The organism is Halobacteriovorax sp. RT-2-4, from assembly GCF_047085445.1.
GTDB lineage: Bacteria > Bdellovibrionota > Bacteriovoracia > Bacteriovoracales > Bacteriovoracaceae > Halobacteriovorax_A.
In genome coordinates, this window is the sequence record NZ_JBKIXY010000002.1 from 668022 (window position 1) to 691276 (window position 23255).

A 23255-nucleotide genomic window follows, 5' to 3' on the forward strand; every position below is an offset into this window, starting at 1 on the left:
AAGAGCTTACGCTCTCACCGCAGGTCAGAACCCACTCGGCTTTTTTTTTGGACGCGAAAAATGCCACGAAGGCATTTTGCGCGGAACAACCCTGCACGACCGAGCAGGATGCGAGGGAGAGAGGGTTCTCCGCAAAATAACCAACCTACATTTATACGTATACACGATGATGGGACGATTCGGGTAACCAACTAAGCAATCCCACTAACATTTTCAATATCACTAAATTTCAAATAAGAAATGCCAGTATGGCAAAATCATTAGTCTCCCCTTTAAAGGGTTCTTCTTAATGAATTTGATAAAAATTCTTTTCGAGTAAAAACAAAAAAACAGTACCCTAAAGCACTGTTTTTAAGTTCTATATAACTTTTTCTTGATTAATATGAAGCTGACATATTCGGTGTTGTTTCTTTTTGAGAGTATAGTTCATAAAAATACCCTAATGAATCTTCTACTTTACTATATTGGCCTCCAAATATAACTCTAGAAGCTCCATTACGACTAAGCTTGAAACTTACTTCCTCAGCTGAATAAGAAATAGTGTTATTGAAGAAAGTACTATGAGACACTTTGATCTCTGTCTTATTTCTATGAATTTCTTTTAAAGAATCAATATAACTATTTTCTGATAAGAAACTAATCGGAAGAAGATACATACTTCTATGTGGAATATATTTAGATTTATCGTACTCACGTACTGGCTTGTCTTCTAAACGAGCAATGTCTTTAATAATATCAATAGTACAGTTTGAAAGAGAAGTCGAAATACATTTATTACCTGCATGTAATGTTCTACCTCTGATTAGGCTCTCTAAGGTATTGCAAAGGTTTGAAGTTTTAGATTTACAAAGCTGTGCAATTTTCTTGTGAGTTCTATTCTCGACATCTTTTTCCCATCCATTAACTCCTTCAGACTTAGTTCTAAGTTCAGACATTTCTGAATGAATTTCATTAATCTCCTGGAAGAATTCTGCAACATCACTTTCTAGTGATTCATCTGCTGTGTAAGTATTCTTTCTTCTTTCGTATACAGTTTTGATTTTATTTTTTAGAAGAAGCTTAAGTTCTCCATTGAATGACATATTAATATGCTCAACAAGGTCTCTATAATCAGATTCGTTGTTTTCTTTTAAGACTTTAGATCGCTCTAATGACGTAGTTAAAATGTTCGTTACTTTTTCTTCTACAAGCTTTACTTTTGCAGGGTTTACTAGTGAGTCAAATGTCAACACAGGTGTTGCTTGAGCTGTAATGCTTGGTAATGTTAAAAGTAGTGAAAAACCAATAATAATCTTGTTCATAGTGTCTCCTCGGCCAAAGTAAAAATGTGAATACGAATCAATTTTATAGATTATCTTGATCGAGAGACAGTCCTATTGAAGAATTTTTATGGAGAAAGTAAAAGTGTCTAAAAAGTATACATAAGAATCTGATGGTTTTGATGATCAGATTATTGAAATAATCGTAAATAGTGGGAATTCTAATAACTAACCGTACATTCTATTACTTACGTCTATTCTTCATATATGTTATCGCAAAGTCATATGCATCTTGACCCTTTGGAACATTAACATCGGGCTTTATACCTATAGACTCTATAAATCTGTTATCTCTATAGCTATTAAATGTTGAAGGTATATTTATCTGAATGCGACTTTCAGGAAGTACGACAAATCCAAGATTACCGAATTGAACCTGACCAGCTGTGTTCTCACCGACTCTTGTTACATCATCAATGTATTCAAAAAAGTCTATTGTACTTTCACATGAAGATGCACAAGCACGATCTTGTAAAATCACGACTGGCTTTAATGCCTTGGCCTTAACAACTTTAGGTAACACTTTATTTACAATAGCGGTCTCTTTTTTATAGTTAGTATATTTTTGCTTATCTCTTTTTATGAAGTCTAAAAAAAAATCTTTTTGTTTCTTTGATTCTGCACTCTGTGCCAAGAAAGAAAATAAGTTAGCTAGACTTTCTAAACCAGCTCTTGTAACGACTTTGTATTGATGTGCATATGGTGTTGAAAACGGAGAGCCACCAGTTAATAATTTTGCTAACTGATATCCAATAGTATCATCTCCTCCACTATTACCTCTTAGGTCAACGACAACAAAATCGATCTTATCTAAATGCGTCTTAATTTCTCTAAGCATCCCATCCCATTTATTTGAAGAGTGTGATGCAAACCAAGAGATAGTGATAACGAGAACGTTACTATTACCTTCAACAACTTTTTTTACCGTCCAAAGTCTCTTCTCTTCACTATCGATTCTTTTACCGACATTTCCAACGAATGTATTTCTCGCACATTTCATAGGGCCAAACTGAAAAGTCAAATGCTCATCTTGAACATGAGAAAACGATTCCCCTAATACATTACAAAAATCTCCTGGTTTAATCGATTCAATATTTACAACAGATTCTTTTAATTTTTTAATTCCTAGTTCTACGTTATTTTTATTTTTAAAAAAATAACCTGAGTAGGAATTTTTAAGAGTATATTCAACAAGATTTACATCTAAATCTATTTTTTCCTTGTTCAACATGGGGGGGGCTTTAACTTTTATTGATGGATCATAAACCAAAGAATACTCTTCCTTATTTGTTGAAGAGCAAGAAACTAATATTGAAAAAAATGAAAATGTTAAAATGAAAAATCTCATATAAATATTATCGGTTTTTCGTCAGCTTTCCTTAATAAATAAAATTATTTACTTAGCATAAAGTACTGTAATTACATCTCGGTATCGCGTCCCTGCAATCTCACGAAGCTGACACTCGTTCCATTCTTTCGCAACCCTATGCAGACTCAGCGATCAGAGCTTACGCTCTCACCGCAGGTCAAGCTTTCGGTACTGTAATATTTATATTAAGAACTCCTGTAGTTTTTACAAAACACTGAAATTATAACTATATAAGTTGCGACTCATATTTAGATTCCTTATAAGAGCATATGTATCAATTATTAGCTCTTGTAACTATTTTCATATCGCTTAAGGCTTTTCCTTATAACTTTGCTAATCAGTTTAAAGATCACCGTATGGTCACATGTCATAGTAAAGATTCTCGAGGTCAGATTCAGGTGTTTGACGTTGTTGAAAATATTTATAGTGCTCAACAATACCTTCACTCCAAAGAATATAAAGTTACAACTACTACAGGTCACAGCAATGGCAACCTAAACAATGATCCATTGTATTTCCTCTCTGATGATTTTTGGGGAGTACCAGGAAAAATTGTACAATCACAAAATTGCTTATTCTCAAACCCTGCTCTCGTAGATACTCATGTTAATACTATAAAAACAATAAGAATCGTAAAAGAGCACTTAGGGTTTAATAGCTTTGATAATAAAGGGTCGGAAGTAATTTCAGTGCTTTTAAAAAAAGGCTCATTTAATGATAATGCAAAGTGGTGGGATAAAGATAAAAATATAATTACATTCGGGCAGAGTTCAAATATTTCAGATCACACTCACTTGTCTGCAAGTATTGGAATCGTTGCCCATGAATTTGCTCATGGGCTGTTAGCAAATACAATAGAACTTGCTTCCGAAGGTGACCAGGGATCACTCAATGAAGCATTTGCAGATATTATCGGGGTTTTTGTTTGCTTTAAAAATAATCCAAGTGCAGATTGCTATCAGTTAGGACATGAAGCATATATTGGTCAAGGTAATTGCTTACGTGATATTTCAAACCCAGAACAAAATGGTCAAGCAAGTAACTTTGACGAATACAAGCCTAATGGCCCTAATGTTTATTATAATGCAGGCATAGTAACGAATGCTTTTTATCTCTTGTCTGAGGGAACAGCTGAATTTGAGGGTGTAGGATATGAGGTTGCAACTGAAGTTTTTTTCAATGCTTACATGAAATATCTTAATAAGAATTCAACTATCAGGGATATAAAGTTGGCAACAGTTAAATATTTAAATGAAGCCCAAGACTTAAATCATAAGCAAACACTTAAAACCCTGCTTTCTGTATGGAAGCATATTGGGCCATAAAAGAAGCAATCCCACTAACCTATTTCAATCTACTTCGCTTTACTTGCAGCACGTCTGCGTCTCGCACTTCTTTGCTGATTATTCGACTTACTCGTTTTGTTGCCTTTAGACTTCGCACCACTTCTTGAAGAAGCCTGCTTCTGCTTTTCTGGACGTCGATTATTTTGAGGTTGTGTAGGAGCTCCTGCGACACCATGAAATGGGTGATCCTTATCTTGAGGAATTTGATACTTAATCGTTTTCTCAATATCCTTTAAAAGGTTCTTTTCTGTGTCATCACAAAATGAAATAGCAACTCCATCTCGGCCAGCTCTTGCATGAAATCTCTCATTGAAAGGCGCTCTCCAATATTCTCTTCATCATAGAGCTCTCCGCGTGGGTTAATAGCAAGCGTCCGCATCCACCCATATTTTAAATTCTTGTTTTCTCATTAACTAAGTTCCTATAATTCCCATTTAAAGTTCATGAACATTAAAAAGAAATATATCCTTCTTTACTTCTAGCGAACTCAACACCACTACCACTTTCTTCCAAATAAAAAGAATATTCAGAGCCTTTGCTCGTAGCAAGGTCGTTTAAAATAACTTCAAATGAATTCGTGCCATTATATGTTTTTGGAAGTAATCGATACTGATCCCCTGCTTCATCAGTTACGACTAATGTGCATGAAGCTGGATTAAGTGCTCCATTATCAAGATCATGAGAACACCAACCGTTAAGATCTCTTAAGTCAGGGTTGGTAGAAATATTTTTTCCTACGCTAGCTTTAGCAATCATTGTTGTTATATCAAAAGAAGTATTCTGACATACTTGAGTACAACTCTCACCTGCTGATGCTCGAATATCTTTTTGTTCGCTACAAATACAAAAATCTTCAATAATAACAGAGTTATTTGGTCTAATCGCCGGTACTTGCGCAAATGCTTGTAAAGATAAGAGTGTTAGCATTATTTGTTTCATGAAGAACTTCATTTTAAGATTATAAGTTACAATATTAACAATATTTGTATCATATACTAGATATAATCTATTACCGCCTAAGAGAGGAAGTATGAAGATAATTGTTTTCAGTACCCACAATTTTGAAAAAGAATATTTATTAAAGCAAGCGAATGGACACAATGTCACATTCATCAAAGAGCAACTTAATCCAGAAACTGCACAACTTGCTAAAGGTCATGATGTCGTTTGTATTTTTACAAATGATAAAGTGAGTAAAGAAGTTCTAGACCAGCTAAGTGATTTTGGTATTAAGCTCATCACACTAAGATGTGCAGGTTTTAATAACGTCGATTTGGAATACGCTAAATCAAAAAAAATCCCTGTTACAAGAGTTCCAGAATACTCTCCTCAGGCCATTGCAGAGCATACGATGGCAATGATTCTAACTTTAAATAGAAAAACTCATAAGGCGTATAATCGCGTTAGAGAAAGTAATTTTAACCTCGACGGTCTTGTTGGTTTTGACCTCTATAAGAAAACGATTGGAGTTATTGGTACGGGTAAGATTGGGAAAGCCTTTTGTAAGATTGCCCTTGGTTTTGGATGTCGAGTTCTAGCGTTTGACCTAACAAAAGACACTGAGTTAGAGAAGCTGGGTGTTGAGTATGTTGGATTTGATGAAATTTTAAAAGAATCGAAGATCATCTCACTTCATATTCCACTTAATAAAAATTCATATCATCTCATTAATGATGCCAATATTTCGAAGATGCAAGATGGTGTCGTCTTCATCAACACAAGTCGTGGTGGGCTTGTCGATACAAAGGCCCTAATAAAAGCCTTGAAAGAAAAGAAGATTTTAGCTGCAGGTCTTGATGTTTACGAAGAAGAGGAAAATTTATTCTTTGACGATCACTCTCAAGACGTACTTCAAGATGATGACCTAGCAAGGTTAATGACTTTTCCAAATGTTCTAATTACTTCTCATCAAGCTTTTCTAACTCACGAAGCCTTAAGTAATATTGCACAGACAACATTTGAAAGTATTAACTCAATAGAGAGTCAAAAATTTAAATATCTCGTTTGATATTATTTTCTGATATCGGCCAAGAAACGGTCCCATCTAAATGAGATGGGATCAACTGCATGCTTCATGACATAGTCATAAGACATATAACCATATCCTTCATCGCCCCACTCACTTGACCAACTATTTTTAAATTGAAAAATTCTCTTTTCTTTGTCGTATCCAGTAAAGTGAATCGCATGGCCATAGCAGGCGACTTCACCCGATTCACACTTTGCAAAAGTTTCATCAGGAAGTGTCACATGGGCATTTTCCCAAAGAGGAGAATAAACGAGAACTGTTGCAACAAGGCCATTCCCACTTCTAATCTCATCTTCGTATAAATCAGTTTTGGATTTCCAAGAGCTCCACAGATTTGTGACCATTTTAACTTCTAACCCATCCACCTTCACTCTCTTAAGCGAGCCAGTATCGACTGGAGCATGAGAGAAGCAGTAAGACGGCGCGCTTTCATCAAATGGATCGAATTGCGAGCAAGGGCCATTATTTTCAAAATAACTCATCTGATAAGGAAGCTGGGCCTCTTCGATAAAGAAATATTGATTGCGAAAATTACGTGCAATCTCGTAAGTGTACCCATGCTCAGCATTTGGATACTCTCCAAAGTGCTCTTTCCCATAGTAGATTTGAAATTGCTCTGAAATATCGAACTCCATATCAAATCTCTTCTTAATAGCACCCTCAAGCATGGCAGTTACCGCAAAGTATGCACATGTATTTCTGTCTTTTTGGTTCTTAACTGGAGTTTGATACTGTCTAATCGACACCATTTCAGCGTTAACACCAAGAGATAATAATAGGCTTAAGATTATGATTTTCATGAATTTCCCTTCTTTATTCTCGCTGAATTTAATAGAAAGGAAGAGCTTCTTCAAATGACTTCTAAGGAATCAGTTACTTTTACAATATTGTTGAACTGTAAGGGGTTGAAAATATGTACAAATAAGAAAGCCTCCGCTTAAGGAGGCTTCGAAATTATTTAATAATGATAGTTCCTAAATAGTTAAACATGATACGCTCCTTCAAATACTCACCTAATGAGATTTAGATGATGAATAAACCATACCCTATATTAAGATAGCGCAGAACAACTGATTTCAAAGTACCAAAATATGGAACTAAGAGCTTCGTTTAGACCACTCCTATACCGACTCAATAACCTTTTCAAAAGCACGACGAGATTTAGGCATAACTTCTAAACGATTATAATCATCGCTAGCAGCATAGCCTACGGCCAGGGCCACCACAGGCCTAAAGTCTTTCATCTTTAGAATCTCCATGTACTTATCCGCCTCTATCCCCTCCATTGGCGTCGAGTCTAGACCAAGTTGTGCTGTCGCAGTCAAGGCCTGCCCTAGAGCAATGTATAGCTGACGAGTAAACCACGCATTAAGCTGTTCAGGAGACATTTGTTCTTTGCCACCTTGGTACATTGCGAGTGTACGTTCAGGCATTTCTCCAGAAATCATTTCTTCAAAAGTTTCAAGATCTTCGGGGACGCTGAACACAACTAGAAGACTAGCTTGTTTAATTTTATCAGCATTAAAAAGTGAGGCATCAGCAAGATCAGACTTTACTTTTTTATCTTCAACAAATGTAAACTTCCAAGGCTGAATATTAATTGATGAAGGTGCAAGATGAAGGACTGACTTTAATTCATCGACCTTCTCTTTTGGTATCATTTTACTTTCATCATATAATTTTGCAGAGTATCTTTGTTGTGCATACTTTATTAAATTCATAACATTTCCTTTTTTTGATTTTTTGAGTTTAGTAAGTAACTAATCCAAACGACTCCCATCGCCACATCAACCAAGCCGAGAGCCAGGGTTGATCCTCCAACTTCTTTTGCATACCAACCGAATACCAAAGCAACGAAAAGGTTAAACTTTCCTATGGCACCAACTAATAGTAAGGGACGATTAAATTCTCTTTGACGGGCCAAAAATAGATAAACGAAAGACCAGATAAAAATATTTCCGGCCCCAAATGCTGCATAGACCGCATGGGGTGGAAAAGGAAGCCCGGAAGCATTATTAAAGGCAGCAGGGAAAGCAAAAGAGATTGTTCCAAATAAGTTATAGAAGAATGTAAAATACAACAGTCTTCTACTTAGCTTTTTCAAATTCATTTTATCACTCCTACAAAATGACCAGTGGTCACAGCTTAATTGACCACCGGTCAGTAATCAAGTAAAATTTTAAAAGAGGTAAGAATGGATAAGAAAACATTAATAAAAACAAGTGCTTATGATTTATTTATAAGTTCAGATTTTGAACTTGCTAGCGTGAACCAGATCGTGGCCAAGGCCCAAGTAGCTAAGGGTACATACTACCTCTACTATAAAACGAAGGAAGAAGTTTACTTAGATATTCTCTATGACTTTTATCAGAAGTGGTTCGAGCATATTAATAATGAACTCATCAATACCTCTAGTATCGATTCATTCCTTAAAGAGCTTGTTAAGTCTTTTACTAAGGACACAAAATTCTTAGAATTATTATCCAGAGCAAGTCTAATTTTAGAGAAGAATATTACAAAAGAAATTATCTACCCTTTTAAAAAGGGCCACCAAGATGACTTATTAAATTTAAGTAAGAATATTGCTAATCATTTTAAACGTGATATTAAAGAGACCACTCAGAATCTTCTCATGACATATACATATATCATAGGCCTTTATCAGACATCTAAATTACCTGCAACATTAGATACGAAGGAGCTTAATTCTTTAAGTCAAACTAGACTTGATTTTGAACTAGAAGTAGACAAATTCATTAAGCTCATTTGGAGATAGTTATTTTAAAAATTAGAAAGCATTTGATCTAAGTGCACAACTTGTAAAACACCACTTTGTGAATGCGCTAACTTCGCCTCTTTAAAGATTAGAGTCGTGGGAATGCCACGAATACCATACTTAACCGAGATCATTGGATTCTTTTCAGTATCGATTTTATAAAACTCTGCAGACTGCCAATTCTTTTGAGCAAACTCCGTAAAAGTTGGTCCATACATTTTACACGGGCCACACCAATCTGCGTAAGCGTCAACAAAGACAGGAAGCTCAGAGTGTTGAATAATTTTTTCTAGCTTATCAAAGGTAATACTTTGAACCTTTGCTCTAGTGTCCAAGTCTTTAGAACATTTTCCACATACAGCTCCACTGGCAGAAAGCTTTGTCGTATCAATTCGATTAATTGCACCACATGAATCACAGATAATAATTTTTTTCATTTTTCACTCCTTAATCCTACTATACCAATAAAAACTTAAAAAATATTTGATAGAGATCAATGAAAAATTATATATAGACAGGCAACAATAGAAAGTAAGCACTCTGTTAGACTTAAGTCCTTTATGCGACCAGCTACAATATATAAAATAGTATGTACAAACAATCCCCACATTATCCCTGTTGTAATTGAGAAACTTAGTGGAATAAGAACAATACATAAGAATGCAGGAATCATTTCTTCAAATTTTTCAAAGTTTATTGATGAGATATTCTTAAACATGAGAATCCCAACAAAGATAAGAACAGGGGCCGTTGCATAGCTTGGAATGGACTGTGCAAATGGAGCAAGAAAGAGAAACGGAAGGAAGCAGATTGCTGTAATAACTGATGTTAATCCAGTGCGGCCACCGACACTGACACCAGCGGAACTTTCGACAAAGGTTGTCGTCGTAGAAGTTCCAAAGAACGCAGAAAAGAGAGTCGCAAGTGCATCAACAGTTAGGGCCTGTTTCATATTCTTAATTTCACCCTTTTCATTTTTAAGATTGGCCGTCTCTGCGACGCCAATAAAAGTCGACAAAGAATCAAAAAGATCAGTCATCATAAGAGTGAGAATACTTGGGATATAAGCAATCTTTAAGGCCCCCAAGATATCTGCTTGCATAAAGTAGCTAAAGTCAGGAGTTGCAAAGAAGTTTTCAGGAAGAGTCGACTTTCCAAAGAGAGCTCCTAGTGTCCAAGTAAAAAATATCCCTATCAGAAGACTTCCAGGAATATTCTTCTTAAATAAGGCAATAATAAGAACAAATCCAAGGATGACAGCTGTCCCCTCACTTGAAAGCGGTGCTGTTTGAACAAGTGTTACTGGATGGTCAATGATAATGCCGGTATTCTTAAGACCAATGAATGCAAGGAAAATACCGATCCCAACGGCCATGGCCATTCTTAAGTTCTTTGGAATCGATTTAACTAACTTCTCTCTAAATGGCGTCACTGATAAGATAACAAAGACAACACCTGACCAAAAGACTAGGCCCAAGGCTTGCTCCCAGGGAATTTTTTGGTCGAGAATTAATGTATAAGTAAAGAAAGCATTAAGCCCCATTCCAGGAGCAAGGGCAAAAGGTAGCTTTGCGATTAGACCCATAAGAAGAGTTGCAACAAAACTGGCCAGAATAGTCCCTGTCATAACAGCAGAAAAAGACATTCCCGTGCCATCTGAAGATAAGATGAGCGGATTGACAAAGATAATATAACTCATCGTTAAGAAGGTTGTTATTCCTGCTATGACTTCTGTGCGAATACTATTTGCTTTCATACATGTATTCTAGCATTTCAGTTTAGGACAAAAAAACTTAAATAATATTCACAACTCTTACATTAACAATCTTGAGTTCTCCTATTTTCAATCAAAATACCACAAATTATAATGAAAGCACCGAGTAGAAATGATGTCCATTGAATCTTTGCTCCCCAGAAGAAGACGTTAACAAGTATAGCTGCAGGGATAACTGCATTATTCATAACAGCGAGTTCTCCGTATGAAACTTGCTTAGAACCAGTATTCCAAAGATAGTAACACACACCAGATGCAATAAAGCCTAACCACAACAAGACTCCCCACTGCAAGGATGTAATTTGTGAAAGATTTGCGAAGGTTGATCTAGAGATTAAAACAAATGAGATTGGAATAAGGGCACCTAAAAAGAACAGTGCAAATTTTTGCATCTGATTTTGTTCAGAGATTATCTTGCGATAAAGAACCTGTCCTAGCCCAAAACAGATATTTGCTCCCTGAACAAGCAAGAAGCCAATAATATAATCATTTGAGATCTCACTCCACTTTATGATGGCCGCACCAAAAACAACTAAGAAAACACTGAAGAGCTGTCTTAAGATAAAGCGTCTCTCAATAATATTTCCAATAATTGAAATAATGAGAGGTGTTGAAATAGTAAAGAGTGCTACTTCTGATACTGATAGATACTTAAAGGAATTGTAATAAAAGAGGTACATCACTCCGATTTGCAATATTCCAATGAGCATTGTCTTAAGAGATTCTACTCTAAAAATATTTCTAAAATTTAAAAATGGAACAAACACTAAGAATGCGAAAAAGAGTCTTAGAAATATGGCCAGATAGGTATCCATCTTACCAGCAATATATTGCCCTATTAGACTAAATGAAAATGCCCATAAAACTGTAACAAGTATTAATCTTTTCATTTGGCTATACTAGCTTCTAACGAATCCCTTGAAAAGTTCCATTAAAGAAATAATCGAGTTGCCATTTTTGTGAACTGATAGCCTGTTTACTAGTAGGTTGATCCCATTTGGGGTAAAGACGAAATCCACGCTTTCCTTCTTTATATTCACTAGAGAGAATACCTTTTTTCACTAGAGCATCTTTTGGAAATAAGAAGTAACCCTGTTCACTTTCTGTATCGCAAATAATCAAAACATAATCGAGAGGGTCATTTAAGTGGTATGGTATTGTTTTTCCACTTTCGTCTCTCTTCCACAATGTGACAAATTGGCCAACTTTCTTAGGTGTTACTTTGGAAGATCGTTGAATATAGTACTTTCCTTCATATATATATGAACAACCATTATATTCCTGCGCTTCCTCATGAATAATATATGAATCAAGTTTTTCACTTATCTTTTTTATGTCAATCTCTCCGATAAAAACTCTTCTAATACTTCTAGTTTCTTTGAACTAGAAGGTTTTCTAGAGGTTAAGAAAAATAGACTATGAGATGGAAGCTCCCAACTCTTAAATAATTCAATTAACTCACCTCTTTGTATTTGTTCATCTACTAAGTAACGAGGTACATTGAGAATCCCAACTCCTAACTCACAAGCCTTTATGAGAGACATTAAATTATTCGATTTATATGAGCCTTGTACTTGAATATGACTAATCTTTTGACCTTTCTTGAAGCTCCAAATAAAAGGGCTATCTCCTCTTAGATATAGCAAGCAGTTATGCCTGCTTAAAGATTCAAGGTTTGTTGGCTTTTTAAAATGATCAATATAGTAAGGGGAAGCACAAATAACACGGTCGATTTGTGTAACTCTTTTCATATAAAGATTTGAATCTTTTAATTGAAATGCCGTTCTAATACTTAAATCGATATTATGTTCAACAGGGTCAAGTACTCTATCTGTCAAAATCAAATCAATTTCAACATATGGATAATGAAGCTGAAATTCAGCAAAAATTGACGCCAAGAAGCTTTGACCGATTGTCGTTGGCGCAGTAATACGAATAACACCTTTAACTGAGTCAACAACTCCATGTAACTGCTCTTCTAGATTATTTAATTCCTCTAAAAGATTTTTAGACTTCTCAAGAGTGAGCATTCCCTCTTCGGTAAGAACAAAAGATCGAGTTGTTCTTTTAAATAGTACAACTCCGAGATAACTCTCTAATTTCTGAATCTCTTTAGTTATATTTGAAGCTGATGTTCCTAGAACTTTAGCTGCTTTTGCAAATGTTCCCTCTCGAGCAACCACAGTTGCCACCTGAAGGGCATATAAACGATCAAATGTAGTCTTTTCTATTATTTCCATATTAGAAATAAATTATTTCAAATTAGCTTTATTGTTTCAAGCGCAAAATTGAATTAAATTTAAAATGTACTAGAACAAGGGGGAAATCATGAAGAAAATAAAAGTGGTCATTATTGGAGCTGGCTTTGCAGGAATTGCCCTGGCAAAAGGTCTTGCTAATAAAGATTCTTTTGAAGTCGTGATACTAGACAAGAAAAATCATCATTTATTCCACCCTCTTCTTTACCAAGTAGCATCTGCATCCCTATCTCCAGGAGATATATCAATGCCAATACGTGAAATCTTATCTCATGCTAAAAATATCAAAGTACACATGCAGGAAGTTGTCTCAATTAATAAAGATCTAAAAGTTATAGAATGTAAAAGTGGTGATGAATATCAATACGACTACCTAGCTGTAGCAACAGGATCAAAACCTTTCTACTTTGGCAATGATGACTGGGAAAAGAGTGCCCCTGGCTTAAAGACTCTAACTGATGCTCTTAGTATTCGTGACCGTGTCCTTAACTCATTTGAAAAAGAAGAGATAAAGCTTAATCAAGAAGAAAAGAAGTTAAACATTGTTATTATTGGTGGTGGCCCAACTGGAGTAGAGCTTGCGGGGGCATTTGCAGAAGTTGCCTATAAAACTCTTGTTAACGAATATCACGACTTCGATCCAAAACTAACAAAGATATATCTAATTGAAGGTGGTCAACATATTCTCTCAAGCTATAGCCATCCAACTTCAGAAAAGGCCAAGAACTATCTCGAAAAGCTAGGTGTGATTGTTTTAACAGATGAAGTCGTAGAAGAAATTGGTGACGATTATATAAAAACTAAAAGCCAGAAAATTGAATCTAAGAATATCATATGGGCAGCAGGAAATCGCGCAACAAAGTTAATTTCAAAGCTTGGTGTTGAACAAGACAGAATGGGACGTGCAATAGTAGAAAAAGACTTAAGTTTAAAAGATTTTCCCGAAATTTTCATTTTAGGAGATGCAGCTAACTTCCAGTCATTAGACGGTAGCCCACTTCCCTCTCTTGCACCAGTTGCAGCCCAACAAGGAAAGCATCTTGCCAAGCAACTACTAAAAAATAAGCGCTTTGCCTTCAAATACCTTGATAAAGGATCGATGGCGACAGTAGGTAAATACAAAGCTGTACTAGAATGGAAAGGTGTTAAGCTAGCAGGTCCAATTGCATGGCTTGCGTGGAGTCTTGTCCATATCTTCTTCTTAATCAACTTTAGAAATAAGGTTATGGTCTTTATGCAATGGGCGTGGTCGCTTCTTTCTAATAAGAGAAGAATTCGTATTATAAAGTAGCAACAAAGCGTCCTTTAAAGCTCGCTCTAACACTGTCTCCTACCATAATCTTTGAATGAACATTTAAGCGGCCGACTTTGCGTCGCTTAAGTGATTGTATGAAACTATTTACTGAAGCTTCATCAATTTCTGCAATGGCCTCAAAGTCAGAATCCACGGGCATAAGATAATCAATCTCACTATTTTGGATAACGAGAGACTTGAAATCAATATTATGAACTTTCATCGTATGATGAGTTAAGAGGTAGCAAGAAAGAATTGCTAGTGTATTAATACTTCCACCAAATGCAGTTCCTTCATAATTAATATTCTTACTTAAAGGAGCTTTTAGTACGATTTTCTGATCTTCTACAGTCTTAATTTCAAGCTTCATTCCTGAGACGACTGGAATCGACTCCAGTAAATCACGCTTGTATTGCTCGGAAATCTTTTTCATATCAATAACCTCCAACTCTCAATTCATAGTATAACCATATGAAATCACGTCTGTCTAATCTTAGAACAGGCACTCATTTTTTCATATTTTCACCATCAAACTAACTAATTAGTTAAGATGATCAAAATAATTTAAGAGGACGACATATGAAGAAATTGATAATGCCACTAAGTATCTTACTATCTCTCTCTGCCCTATCGAGCACTGAAAATATTAGTGATATGCGATTTAACATCAAACCAAACATGATGCAGGCGCAAGAAGATTCATATTCTAGAATGGCCAGAGAGTATGTAGAGCTTTCTGAAAAGTACAAAGATATAGTTATTGGAGACAGTGAACAATCAACTCGAGCTGCCTCAATCTTTTTTGAAAAATATATAAAGAATAATGAAGAAAGACCCCAAGATTTTAAAGTCCTAGGACTAAGTCGTGAATCGGCCCTTTTCTTATCAAATTCTAAGTCTGACTACTTTATCGAAAATGATGATCCTTGTAGTGCTTTACATAACCAAGGAGATATTTCAAATAAATGGTGTCATGCAGGCTTTTCTAAAGTTGCTTACGCTGTAGCGAAAGAAAATGGACTTGGAGAATTTCTTTCACAAGGTGCGGGTTTACTCGTCTTTGTTATTAAGGAATTCGGTGATAAGAATTATGATTTCTCAGATATTAATACTGCCCCAATTGGCGGGAAAATCGGTCAAAACACAGAAGTCTACACCACTTTTATGCTAGATGGTGCGACTTACTTTGAGTTTTTAACGCGTTTTTAGTGTTCTTAAAGAGACGATGATTTAGACTTTTGTTTTGCTCTTCTTCGCCTAGCGCTTCTTTGCTTATTGTTATTATCTTTAGAAGATTTTGCTCTAAGCCTAGGCGTCCTAGGAGCTCTAGGCGCCTCTTGTGAGTCAGGTTGCCCCGCAACTCCATGAAAAGCATGATTCGTGTCGACAGGAATTTTGTAGTTAATCGTTTTTTCAATATCGTTTAATAGCTTTGTTTCTGTATCGTCGCAAAAAGAGATAGCAATCCCTTCTCTTCCAGCACGAGCAGTTCTCCCAATACGATGTACATAACTCTTAGGATCATCAGGAAGATTATAATTAATAACATGAGTGATATGGGAAACATCAATTCCACGAGCAGCAATATCAGTAGCAACAAGCACCCTAACAGTTCCCTTTCTAAAACCACCCAAGGCCTTCTCTCGTGCCCCCTGAGACTTATTGCCATGTATTGCAGCGGCCGTAATTCCAACTTGATCCAGATGCTTAACCACACGATTAGCGCCATGCTTAGTTTTAGTAAAAACAAGCACGTGCTCAATTGTAGTATCCTCTAAAATATTCTTTAAAAGCTTCGGCTTATTTGTTCTATGAACAAGATTTATCTTTTGATCAATTTTTTCAACTGTTGTCGACTCAGGTGTCACTTCAACTTTCTTAGGCTTAACAAGCAATTTCTTAGAAAGGTTCACAATATCCTGAGGCATTGTGGCCGAAAATAAGAGAGTTTGTCTTTTTTCAGGGAGTTTAGCAATGATCTTGTTAACGTCTCTAATGAAGCCCATATCTAACATACGATCGGCTTCATCAAGAACAAAAGTTTCTAGTTGTTCAAAACGAACGTGGCCATCACCCATTAGATCTAGAAGTCTGCCTGGTGTTGCAACGATAATATCCATTCCACGTGACAGTTTCTGAACTTGAGGCCTAGGACTAACACCTCCAAAGATAACTGCGGATGAAATCCCCAATCCTTTAGAGTATTCTTTTATATTCTCTTCTATCTGCGATGCTAATTCTCTTGTCGGAGTTAAGATTAGACACCTCATACGAGCTGGTTTTGTTTTTATTTTTTTAATTTTTAAATTATTTAAAATAGGAAGAGAGAATGCAGCAGTCTTTCCAGTTCCCGTTTGAGCAATCCCTAAGATATCTCCACCATCTAATAGGTGTGGAATTGAATTTGCTTGAATCGGCGTTGGTGCTGTATAACCTTTCTTTTTTAATGCAGAAAGAATTTCAGGTAATAGATTTAAAGAATCAAAAGATTTGACTGAAGACATAATAAATATCCTTGCTTTAAAAGCGCTAGTGCCATTGCTTAATCCAAATACTAGCAAAGGCGAATATTTAAAATGTATCTAGATCAACCCTCTTCATCTCCCGAATAGAGATACAAGTCAACCTTTATAATCCCCTCTGTAAACTATATTTACTTAAACCCCTTCTTAGAAAGGATTTTATTTAACGAGTTCGCGAAATTTGCCTTATCCTTAGTACTAAATGCATCAGGTCCCCCTGTAATAAGACCACCATCTCTAAGCTCTTTCATGAAGTCACGCATAGACAAACGTTCTCCGACATTTTCTTCATCATAAAGCTCTCCTCTAGGATTTATAGCAAGAGTTCCATTTTTTACGACCTCTGCAGCTAAAGGAATATCTGCTGTAATAACGAGATCATTAATTTTAGCGTTGTCAGCAATATACATATCAGCAACATCCGCACCGCTATCAACTTTTATAAAAGTAATAAGTTCATGAAGAGGAATATTCATATAAGAGTTTGCGACAAGAACTAATGGAATTTGTAGACGAATAGATGTTTTGAATAAAACCTCTTTTATAACTTTAGGACAGGCATCAGCATCGACCCAAATCTTCATCAGCTCTTTATTCATCATAGAATTCCTAACTTAAATTTTCTTTTTTTAATTTTTCCATTTCGAAGACTTTCAACGACATGCTTTATATGCTCAGCTTTTACAGCAACATAACTCATATTCTTAGTCACCGAAATATCACCAATTTCTTTCGAATCAATTCCAGACTCACCGACGATTGCCCCAACAATATCACCAGGTCTTAGTTTATCTCTTTTCCCTGCATGAATATAGATTGTCGCCATAAGTGGTCTAATATTGTACTCAGTGCTTTCACTAAAATTAGATGGATCAATAATTTCATAATCTCGTGACTGATACTCTTTTATGTTCTCTAAATTATCAATCTCTTGTTCAACAAAGAAACTAACGGCCCTTCCTTCATTTCCAGCTCGTCCAGTACGTCCTATGCGATGAACATAGACCTCAGGATCATTAGAGAGATCATAATTAACAACAAGATCAAGATCTTTAATGTCAATCCCTCTGGCCGCGACATCAGTTGCAGCAACTCCAGAAAGACTTTTATTTGAAAACATCGTTAAAACAGCGGTTCTTTCATTTTGGTCTAGATCACCATGAATTGACTCGACGGCCACACCGGCTTTATAAAGCTCATCAGCAACAACATCAGTTATTCTCTTTGTCTTACAAAAAACGATAAAGCGCTTAGACTGATACTTTCCAAGAACTCTAAAAAGCATATCCATTTTATCTTTATGAGAACCCAGTTGAATAAACTCTTCTTTGATATTTGTTTCTTCATGGACAACATCAACACTAAGTCTAATAGCATCGTTTTGAAGTTTCTTACTTAAATCTTCGATGTCTTCAGGAAATGTTGCCGAAAAAAGTAAAGTCTGTCTTTGCTTTGGAACAAATGCTGAAATTCTCGAGATATCTTCATAAAAGCCCATATCAAGCATACGGTCAGCTTCATCAAGAACATAATTTTTAACAAAATCAAGAACGAGAATTTTTCTTTTTAAAAGCTTCAATACTCTTCCCGGTGTTCCTACCACAATATGGGCACCATGAGATAGAGACTTCTCTTGTTGATACTCTGATCTTCCACCAGTTATTGTTAATACTTTCATGTTAGAAATTGCTCGAGCGAGTTTCCTTAGCTCCATTGCAACTTGTTCTGCTAATTCTCTTGTTGGACATAAAATTAAACATTGTGGTCTTGTTTGTTTAACATCAATAGTATTTAAGACACCAAGTCCAAATGCTACAGTTTTCCCGCTACCTGTTTTAGCTTGAGCAATTATATCCTTGCCTTCAAGAATGATTGGTAAAGACTTTTCCTGAATAGGTGTCATATTCTCAAACTTTAAATCTTTGAGATTGCTTTTTAATCTGCTATCTATCTTTAAATTAGTGAAGCTATTGCTCATACAGTTTATTTCTCTTTTATTATATTTATTAAGTCATTAGTCTCTTTTTATAAGCTTCCCGTCAACCTAAACAATTTAGGCATACTAGCTTATTAAAAATTACTCACAATATCGAATAGATAAGAGCATTCTTCTTTTGTAATATTAACGTTAAATGAATCACTAATTAGCTTATATAACTCCTCTGCTGAGTTTATATCAATACTTTTACGTTCATTTTCATAGATTTCAGAATAGATAAGATTATTGATAAATCTTGTTCCATTTTCGATTTGTTGAGACAAGATGAGAGATGTCGTAAATTTTGAATCATCATGAGTATTTGTATAGTAATTTGCGACCTTAAAATCAGCATCGTTATAATTAGCAAGGTTAAATTGATAGAGAGAAAAGAACCCATCCTCCTTTTTAATTTCTAATTGATAATCAACATCATTAATTTTAGAAACTCGATAAGTTCGCTTATTGAAGCTCTCGACTTCCTGACCAGTTAAAGGGATTACTGCTCCAGGTGTATATGGTCCAAATCCTACATCCACTAAGTATAACTTACCATCATGTGTTATGACTGTAGCCTGATGAGATCTCGGCTTATCATCAGGTGTATCACCGTAAACAACACGACCTAAAACTCTTTTCACCTCAAGGCCATTCTTTTTTAACTTTGTGTAGAAGTATTGATTATTTTCAAAACAATAACCTCCACGCTTTCTCACAATAAGTTTGTTTTCTAAACTCTCATCATCAAGTTTTAAAAATTCTCTATCACTGATTAAAATATCAATGTTGTTAAATGTGTTATTTAGAAGAAACTCTTTAATTTCATTATTTAACTGTTTCATTAATTGCACTCCAATTGATAAAATATACACCTATAAATAAGAAGGCTACGCCAAGAATTTTGTAACGATTTATTTCAATTACAGGTAAGTCAAAAAAACCGAAATGAGAAACAATCATTCCAGCAATAATTTGTCCTGTAATTATACCACTTAATACTTTTGAAACCCCTAAAATTGGCATTAACCAATAAACGAGAGTTAGACCCACAATACTCAGAATACTTCCAGCTCCCCAAAGGTAGAGAGGAACCTCTTTTATAACTTCTAGGCTAGGTATTTTTAGACGTGTACTTAGAAATATGAACATCATAAAAACAGCACTAAAGAAGTAAAGCACAAACGATGAAAAGAAGGGATTATGCGTATACTTAGAAAGTTGCCCATTAAGACTACTTTGTAATAGGATAAGACATCCCGAAAGAATTGATAATAATACTAAAGCTAAATTTGTCATGCCCCTAATATATAAAAATAGAGGTAACATTTCCTTTACATATGTTGAGAAGAATCAATTAATTGTTTTTCTGATTCGACTCAACTGGGTTGGTGTAATGCCTAGCTTGGAAGCCAAATGATAGAGAGGGACTCGTTTCGCCAATAGAGGATTTTCTGCGATAAAGGAAAGATAGCGCTCCTTTGCTTCCCCATCCAATAAAGATATCTCAACGGGCTCTTTTTCCTTTACCCAGTGTTTTTCTAAATATTTTATGTGATACCACTTTAGGTCTTCATACTTTTCAAGTAGTTCACGATACTTAGAATGATCTATTTCAACTAGAGTTGAATCCTCAAGTGCTTCGATACATATCTCAGAAGGAGTCCTATCAAGTGTTGCAACGACAGCAGATGGAAACCTGCCTTCATCAAAGAAGTTCTTATTGATCTCCTTCGCTGCCTCATCTTGTCCCATGGAATAGGCCCTAACAAGCCCTTTGTAGACAAAATAAAACTTTGTTGGAATATCGCCAAAGTCGACTAAAACAGTCCCCTTTTTAAAAGACTTGATTCGCAATGCTTGTTGAAGTTCTCCCCAACAATCGTTCGATAACTCATGATACGAATCCATCACACTCTTCAAATAACTTAAAGCTTCCATAGTTTGTCCTCTATCTCCAACTCGTATCACGAGTAACATAATTGCCTATCTTAATAATTTTTAATTAGGGTTTTTTTATAATTAAAATCAGCAATTTTATTCAAAAAATCTTTAACTAACTGTTATCAAAAGACTCCCAGGGTTCAACAAAGTTTATCTATAAAAAAAATATCAATATTTACTATAAAGTTATTTAGAAAGTTTTCGATAACTCAGTTAACAATTTTATTTTAGCCTAATGAAAAAGGATAGTTAATGAGTATAAGTAAATTTTCCCTTAATAAAAAACTAGTTCTCGGTTTCTTATTGGCCGGGCTCATCCCTTCATTAACAATTACTTTTGTTGTCTTAAGTAATGTCGACAAGACACTACATGAAAATGCAGAAAATATGTTAGTTTCGATCCGCGAGGGAAGAAGTTTTCAGCTAGAAGAGCTTTACAAAACAATGGCCGGACAGGCATCTGCATTGGCACAAAATATTTCAACGATTGATGCTGCTAGGAAGTTCAAAAGTTCATTTCAATCATTTGAAATAGAGACGAGAACAGACTTTAATGCTGCAAAATCCTCATTAACATCTTTTTATGCAAATGAGTTTGGGCAACAATACAATAAAACAAATATTGGAAAAGAGTTTGATAAGACTAGTGAAATTATCAGAGAACTGAGCAAGAATGAATTACTTCTTCAAAATGCTTTCATCAGTTCAAATAATAATCCTCTTGGTTCAAAGGATGCACTTATTTCTCTTAATGATGGAACAAGCTATTCAAAAACACACGAAAGATATCACCAGGCATTTCGTACTTACTTAAATAAGTTTGGCTACTACGATATTTTCTTAATTGATGCGGGAAAGGGTGAAGTTGTTTATTCAGTATATAAAGAAGCTGACTTCGCAACAAATCTAAAAGTTGGTCCTTACTCTGACTCAGGATTAGCAGAAGCATACAATTTAGCAATGAATGCGACATCAAAAGATGAAGTATTCTTTACTGATATCAAAAAGTATTACCCAAGTTATGAATCTCCTGCTCAATTTATTTCGGCACCTATTTTTGAAAATAACAAACTTAGCGCAGTACTTGTATTCCAAGTTCCAGTTGCAAAGATTAATCAAATCTTAACAAGCGGTGAAAAGTGGAAAGAGCAAGGACAAGGTGATACTGGAGAAACTTATATAATCGGTAAAGATAAGATTATGAGAAGTATCTCTAGAACAATAGTAGAAGATGAAGCTAGCTTTTTTAAGACAATGCACGAAGTTGGATTAAGTAAAGAAGCTATCGATTATATGAAGTCTAAGAAGACTTCAGCGCTTGCAACTAAGATTGATACACTTGGAGCAGATCATGCAATTGCAGGAAAGTCTGGTGCAGAAATCTTTAAAGACTATAGAGATGTAAATGTAATTAGTGCATATAAACCTTTAAACATAAATGGTCTAAACTGGTATATCTTAAGTGAAATGGATGAAGATGAAGCTTTATCTTCACTCTACACTGTAAGAAAAGTTATCATGACTTTAATTACAATTTCAGGGATTGCAATTCTACTACTTGCCCTGACTTTTGCTAAAACAATTTCTAATAGCCTTGTTAAGCTTGCTGAGGGGTTAAAAATTGGAGCACACAATGTACTTAACTCTGCCAATGCCTTAGCTCAAAGTTCATCTGATCTTTCATCAGCAACAGAGCAACAAGCGGCCAGCTTACAAGAGACTTCGGCTTCAATTACAGAGATCTCTGCAATGGTTGATAGAAACTCAGAGAATGCTAATACAACTTCAGACCTATCAGAAAAAAGTCAGGAAAAGGCTCAAGAAGGTAAAAGATATGTAAGTAGCGTAAAACATAAAATCGAAGATATTCATAAGAATAACGAAGTTCTGATCAAGAGTGTTGAAGAAAACAATGTTGAAATTCAAAATATCACTAAAGTGATTGATGAAATTTCAGAAAAAACAAAAGTTATCAACGATATCGTGTTCCAAACAAAGCTTCTATCTTTCAACGCTTCGGTTGAAGCGGCCAGAGCTGGGGAACATGGAAAAGGTTTTGCTGTCGTAGCCGAAGAAGTTGGTGCTCTTGCAGCAATGAGTGGTACAGCAGCACAAGAAATTACAGAACTACTAGATAGAAGTATTGGGCAAGTACACCGTACAGTTGAAAGCTCTAAGTCTAAAATGTCTGGCATTATCGAGCATGGTAAGAAGTCAGTAGATGAAAGTTTAGTTGAAATCAAAACTTGTGATTCTGTTCTAAGTGAAATCCTAGAAAGCTTCAATGAAGTAAATAGTTCAGTTAGACAGATTGCAGCTTCTTCAACAGAGCAATCTGCTGGTGTTAACGAAATTACAACTGCTGTTCAACAACTTGATGCGGTTACTCAACAGAATACTTCTGTTGCCCACACATCATCTTCAAAAGCAGCAGAACTGAAAGAACAGTCAAACGATCTTTCAAGAATTGTTCAAGATATTCAAATGATCGTATTTGGTGAAAATGAAACTGGAGCAAGCACTATGACAGCGTCAAAAGTGACTCCATCAGTAATTAAAATGCCATTTTCTAAGAAAAAGAATTTGGAACTGATTGACTCTGACTCAATAAGTTCAGATGATTCAAGATTCAAAGATGCTATATAAGAA

General features: G+C 35.4%; 24 protein-coding genes and 1 pseudogene. 6 read left to right on the top strand and 19 right to left on the bottom strand.

The window, feature by feature from the left end:
- Window positions 1–377 precede the first annotated feature (377 nt).
- Window positions 378–1301: a hypothetical protein gene (locus tag ACMAYL_RS13625; RefSeq protein ID WP_412470286.1), complete on the bottom strand. Its 924-nt coding sequence runs from the start codon at window positions 1299–1301 to the stop codon at window positions 378–380.
- A gap of 202 nt (window positions 1302–1503) precedes the next feature.
- Complete coding sequence (locus ACMAYL_RS13630) at window positions 1504–2550, bottom strand: S41 family peptidase (RefSeq protein WP_412471248.1); 1047 nt, start codon at window positions 2548–2550, stop codon at window positions 1504–1506.
- Between the two features lie 407 nt (window positions 2551–2957).
- On the opposite strand from ACMAYL_RS13630, the gene ACMAYL_RS13635 reads away from it, so the two are divergent.
- Window positions 2958–4013, top strand: coding sequence for a M4 family metallopeptidase (locus ACMAYL_RS13635; protein WP_412471249.1), 1056 nt, complete (start codon window positions 2958–2960; stop codon window positions 4011–4013).
- Between the two features lie 297 nt (window positions 4014–4310).
- Here ACMAYL_RS13635 and ACMAYL_RS13640 read toward each other — a convergent pair.
- Both ACMAYL_RS13640 and ACMAYL_RS13645 read right to left on the bottom strand, forming a co-directional pair.
- Window positions 4311–4404 (bottom strand): annotated as a pseudogene (locus ACMAYL_RS13640) (DUF188 domain-containing protein); the annotation flags it as partial.
- An 80-nt stretch (window positions 4405–4484) separates the two neighbouring features.
- Window positions 4485–4973, bottom strand: coding sequence for a hypothetical protein (locus ACMAYL_RS13645; RefSeq protein WP_412471250.1), 489 nt, complete (start codon window positions 4971–4973; stop codon window positions 4485–4487).
- Between the two features lie 91 nt (window positions 4974–5064).
- Between ACMAYL_RS13645 and ACMAYL_RS13650 the strand changes: the two genes are divergently transcribed.
- Entirely contained in the window at window positions 5065–6042 is a 978-nt protein-coding gene (locus tag ACMAYL_RS13650; RefSeq protein ID WP_412471251.1) for a 2-hydroxyacid dehydrogenase, read from the top strand.
- A 2-nt stretch (window positions 6043–6044) separates the two neighbouring features.
- On the opposite strand, the gene ACMAYL_RS13655 is transcribed toward ACMAYL_RS13650, so the two are convergent.
- The 3 genes from ACMAYL_RS13655 to ACMAYL_RS13665 form a co-directional block, all read right to left on the bottom strand.
- Complete coding sequence (locus ACMAYL_RS13655) at window positions 6045–6863, bottom strand: C1 family peptidase (protein WP_412470291.1); 819 nt, start codon at window positions 6861–6863, stop codon at window positions 6045–6047.
- A 321-nt stretch (window positions 6864–7184) separates the two neighbouring features.
- Window positions 7185–7784, bottom strand: coding sequence for a nitroreductase family protein (locus ACMAYL_RS13660; protein WP_392993125.1), 600 nt, complete (start codon window positions 7782–7784; stop codon window positions 7185–7187).
- Entirely contained in the window at window positions 7781–8173 is a 393-nt protein-coding gene (locus ACMAYL_RS13665) for a hypothetical protein (RefSeq protein WP_412471252.1), read from the bottom strand. Before ACMAYL_RS13665 ends, ACMAYL_RS13660 begins: the two co-directional genes overlap by 4 nt.
- Window positions 8174–8257: 84 nt before the next feature.
- Between ACMAYL_RS13665 and ACMAYL_RS13670 the strand changes: the two genes are divergently transcribed.
- Entirely contained in the window at window positions 8258–8839 is a 582-nt protein-coding gene (locus ACMAYL_RS13670; RefSeq protein ID WP_392993128.1) for a TetR family transcriptional regulator, read from the top strand.
- Window positions 8840–8844: 5 nt separating this feature from the next.
- Here the strand turns inward: ACMAYL_RS13670 and ACMAYL_RS13675 are convergent, their stop codons facing one another.
- From ACMAYL_RS13675 to ACMAYL_RS13695, 5 genes are all read right to left on the bottom strand, one after another.
- Entirely contained in the window at window positions 8845–9276 is a 432-nt protein-coding gene (locus ACMAYL_RS13675; protein WP_392858803.1) for a thioredoxin family protein, read from the bottom strand.
- 56 nt (window positions 9277–9332) lie between these two features.
- Entirely contained in the window at window positions 9333–10595 is a 1263-nt protein-coding gene (locus ACMAYL_RS13680) for an NCS2 family permease (RefSeq protein ID WP_392993129.1), read from the bottom strand.
- A gap of 62 nt (window positions 10596–10657) precedes the next feature.
- The gene (locus ACMAYL_RS13685) at window positions 10658–11503 is read right to left on the bottom strand and encodes an EamA family transporter (protein WP_392993131.1); all 846 of its coding nucleotides are present in this window, start codon (window positions 11501–11503) and stop codon (window positions 10658–10660) included.
- A gap of 16 nt (window positions 11504–11519) precedes the next feature.
- Entirely contained in the window at window positions 11520–11978 is a 459-nt protein-coding gene (locus ACMAYL_RS13690) for a MepB family protein (protein ID WP_412470414.1), read from the bottom strand.
- Window positions 11945–12853, bottom strand: coding sequence for a LysR family transcriptional regulator (locus ACMAYL_RS13695; RefSeq protein WP_392993132.1), 909 nt, complete (start codon window positions 12851–12853; stop codon window positions 11945–11947). Before ACMAYL_RS13695 ends, ACMAYL_RS13690 begins: the two co-directional genes overlap by 34 nt.
- Window positions 12854–12941: 88 nt before the next feature.
- Here ACMAYL_RS13695 and ACMAYL_RS13700 point away from each other — a divergent pair, with 88 nt between their 5' ends.
- The gene (locus ACMAYL_RS13700) at window positions 12942–14162 is read left to right on the top strand and encodes an NAD(P)/FAD-dependent oxidoreductase (RefSeq protein ID WP_412471253.1); all 1221 of its coding nucleotides are present in this window, start codon (window positions 12942–12944) and stop codon (window positions 14160–14162) included.
- On the opposite strand, the gene ACMAYL_RS13705 is transcribed toward ACMAYL_RS13700, so the two are convergent.
- Window positions 14152–14598: a YiiD C-terminal domain-containing protein gene (locus ACMAYL_RS13705; RefSeq protein WP_392993137.1), complete on the bottom strand. Its 447-nt coding sequence runs from the start codon at window positions 14596–14598 to the stop codon at window positions 14152–14154. The genes ACMAYL_RS13700 and ACMAYL_RS13705 overlap by 11 nt on opposite strands.
- 146 nt (window positions 14599–14744) lie before the next feature.
- On the opposite strand from ACMAYL_RS13705, the gene ACMAYL_RS13710 reads away from it, so the two are divergent.
- Window positions 14745–15374, top strand: coding sequence for a hypothetical protein (locus tag ACMAYL_RS13710; protein WP_392993139.1), 630 nt, complete (start codon window positions 14745–14747; stop codon window positions 15372–15374).
- Window positions 15375–15379: 5 nt separating this feature from the next.
- On the opposite strand, the gene ACMAYL_RS13715 is transcribed toward ACMAYL_RS13710, so the two are convergent.
- The 6 genes from ACMAYL_RS13715 to ACMAYL_RS13740 form a co-directional block, all read right to left on the bottom strand.
- Window positions 15380–16669 carry a DEAD/DEAH box helicase gene (locus ACMAYL_RS13715; protein ID WP_103217976.1) on the bottom strand — a complete coding sequence of 430 codons (1290 nt, stop codon included), beginning with the start codon at window positions 16667–16669 and terminating at the stop codon, window positions 15380–15382.
- Window positions 16670–16818: 149 nt separating this feature from the next.
- Entirely contained in the window at window positions 16819–17271 is a 453-nt protein-coding gene (locus ACMAYL_RS13720; RefSeq protein ID WP_103217996.1) for a YaiI/YqxD family protein, read from the bottom strand.
- 14 nt (window positions 17272–17285) lie between these two features.
- The gene (gene dbpA / locus ACMAYL_RS13725) at window positions 17286–18665 is read right to left on the bottom strand and encodes an ATP-dependent RNA helicase DbpA (protein WP_392993144.1); all 1380 of its coding nucleotides are present in this window, start codon (window positions 18663–18665) and stop codon (window positions 17286–17288) included.
- Window positions 18666–18757: 92 nt separating this feature from the next.
- Entirely contained in the window at window positions 18758–19507 is a 750-nt protein-coding gene (locus ACMAYL_RS13730; protein WP_412471254.1) for an arylamine N-acetyltransferase family protein, read from the bottom strand.
- Window positions 19491–19961, bottom strand: coding sequence for a DMT family transporter (locus ACMAYL_RS13735; protein WP_158246866.1), 471 nt, complete (start codon window positions 19959–19961; stop codon window positions 19491–19493). The genes ACMAYL_RS13730 and ACMAYL_RS13735 overlap by 17 nt, the downstream gene beginning before the upstream one ends.
- Before the next feature lie 54 nt (window positions 19962–20015).
- Complete coding sequence (locus ACMAYL_RS13740) at window positions 20016–20603, bottom strand: Crp/Fnr family transcriptional regulator (RefSeq protein WP_412471255.1); 588 nt, start codon at window positions 20601–20603, stop codon at window positions 20016–20018.
- Window positions 20604–20858: 255 nt separating this feature from the next.
- Here ACMAYL_RS13740 and ACMAYL_RS13745 point away from each other — a divergent pair, with 255 nt between their 5' ends.
- Window positions 20859–23252 (top strand): methyl-accepting chemotaxis protein, encoded by a 2394-nt coding sequence (locus ACMAYL_RS13745; RefSeq protein ID WP_392993154.1) that lies wholly within the window; start codon window positions 20859–20861, stop codon window positions 23250–23252.
- Window positions 23253–23255: the final 3 nt, after the last annotated feature.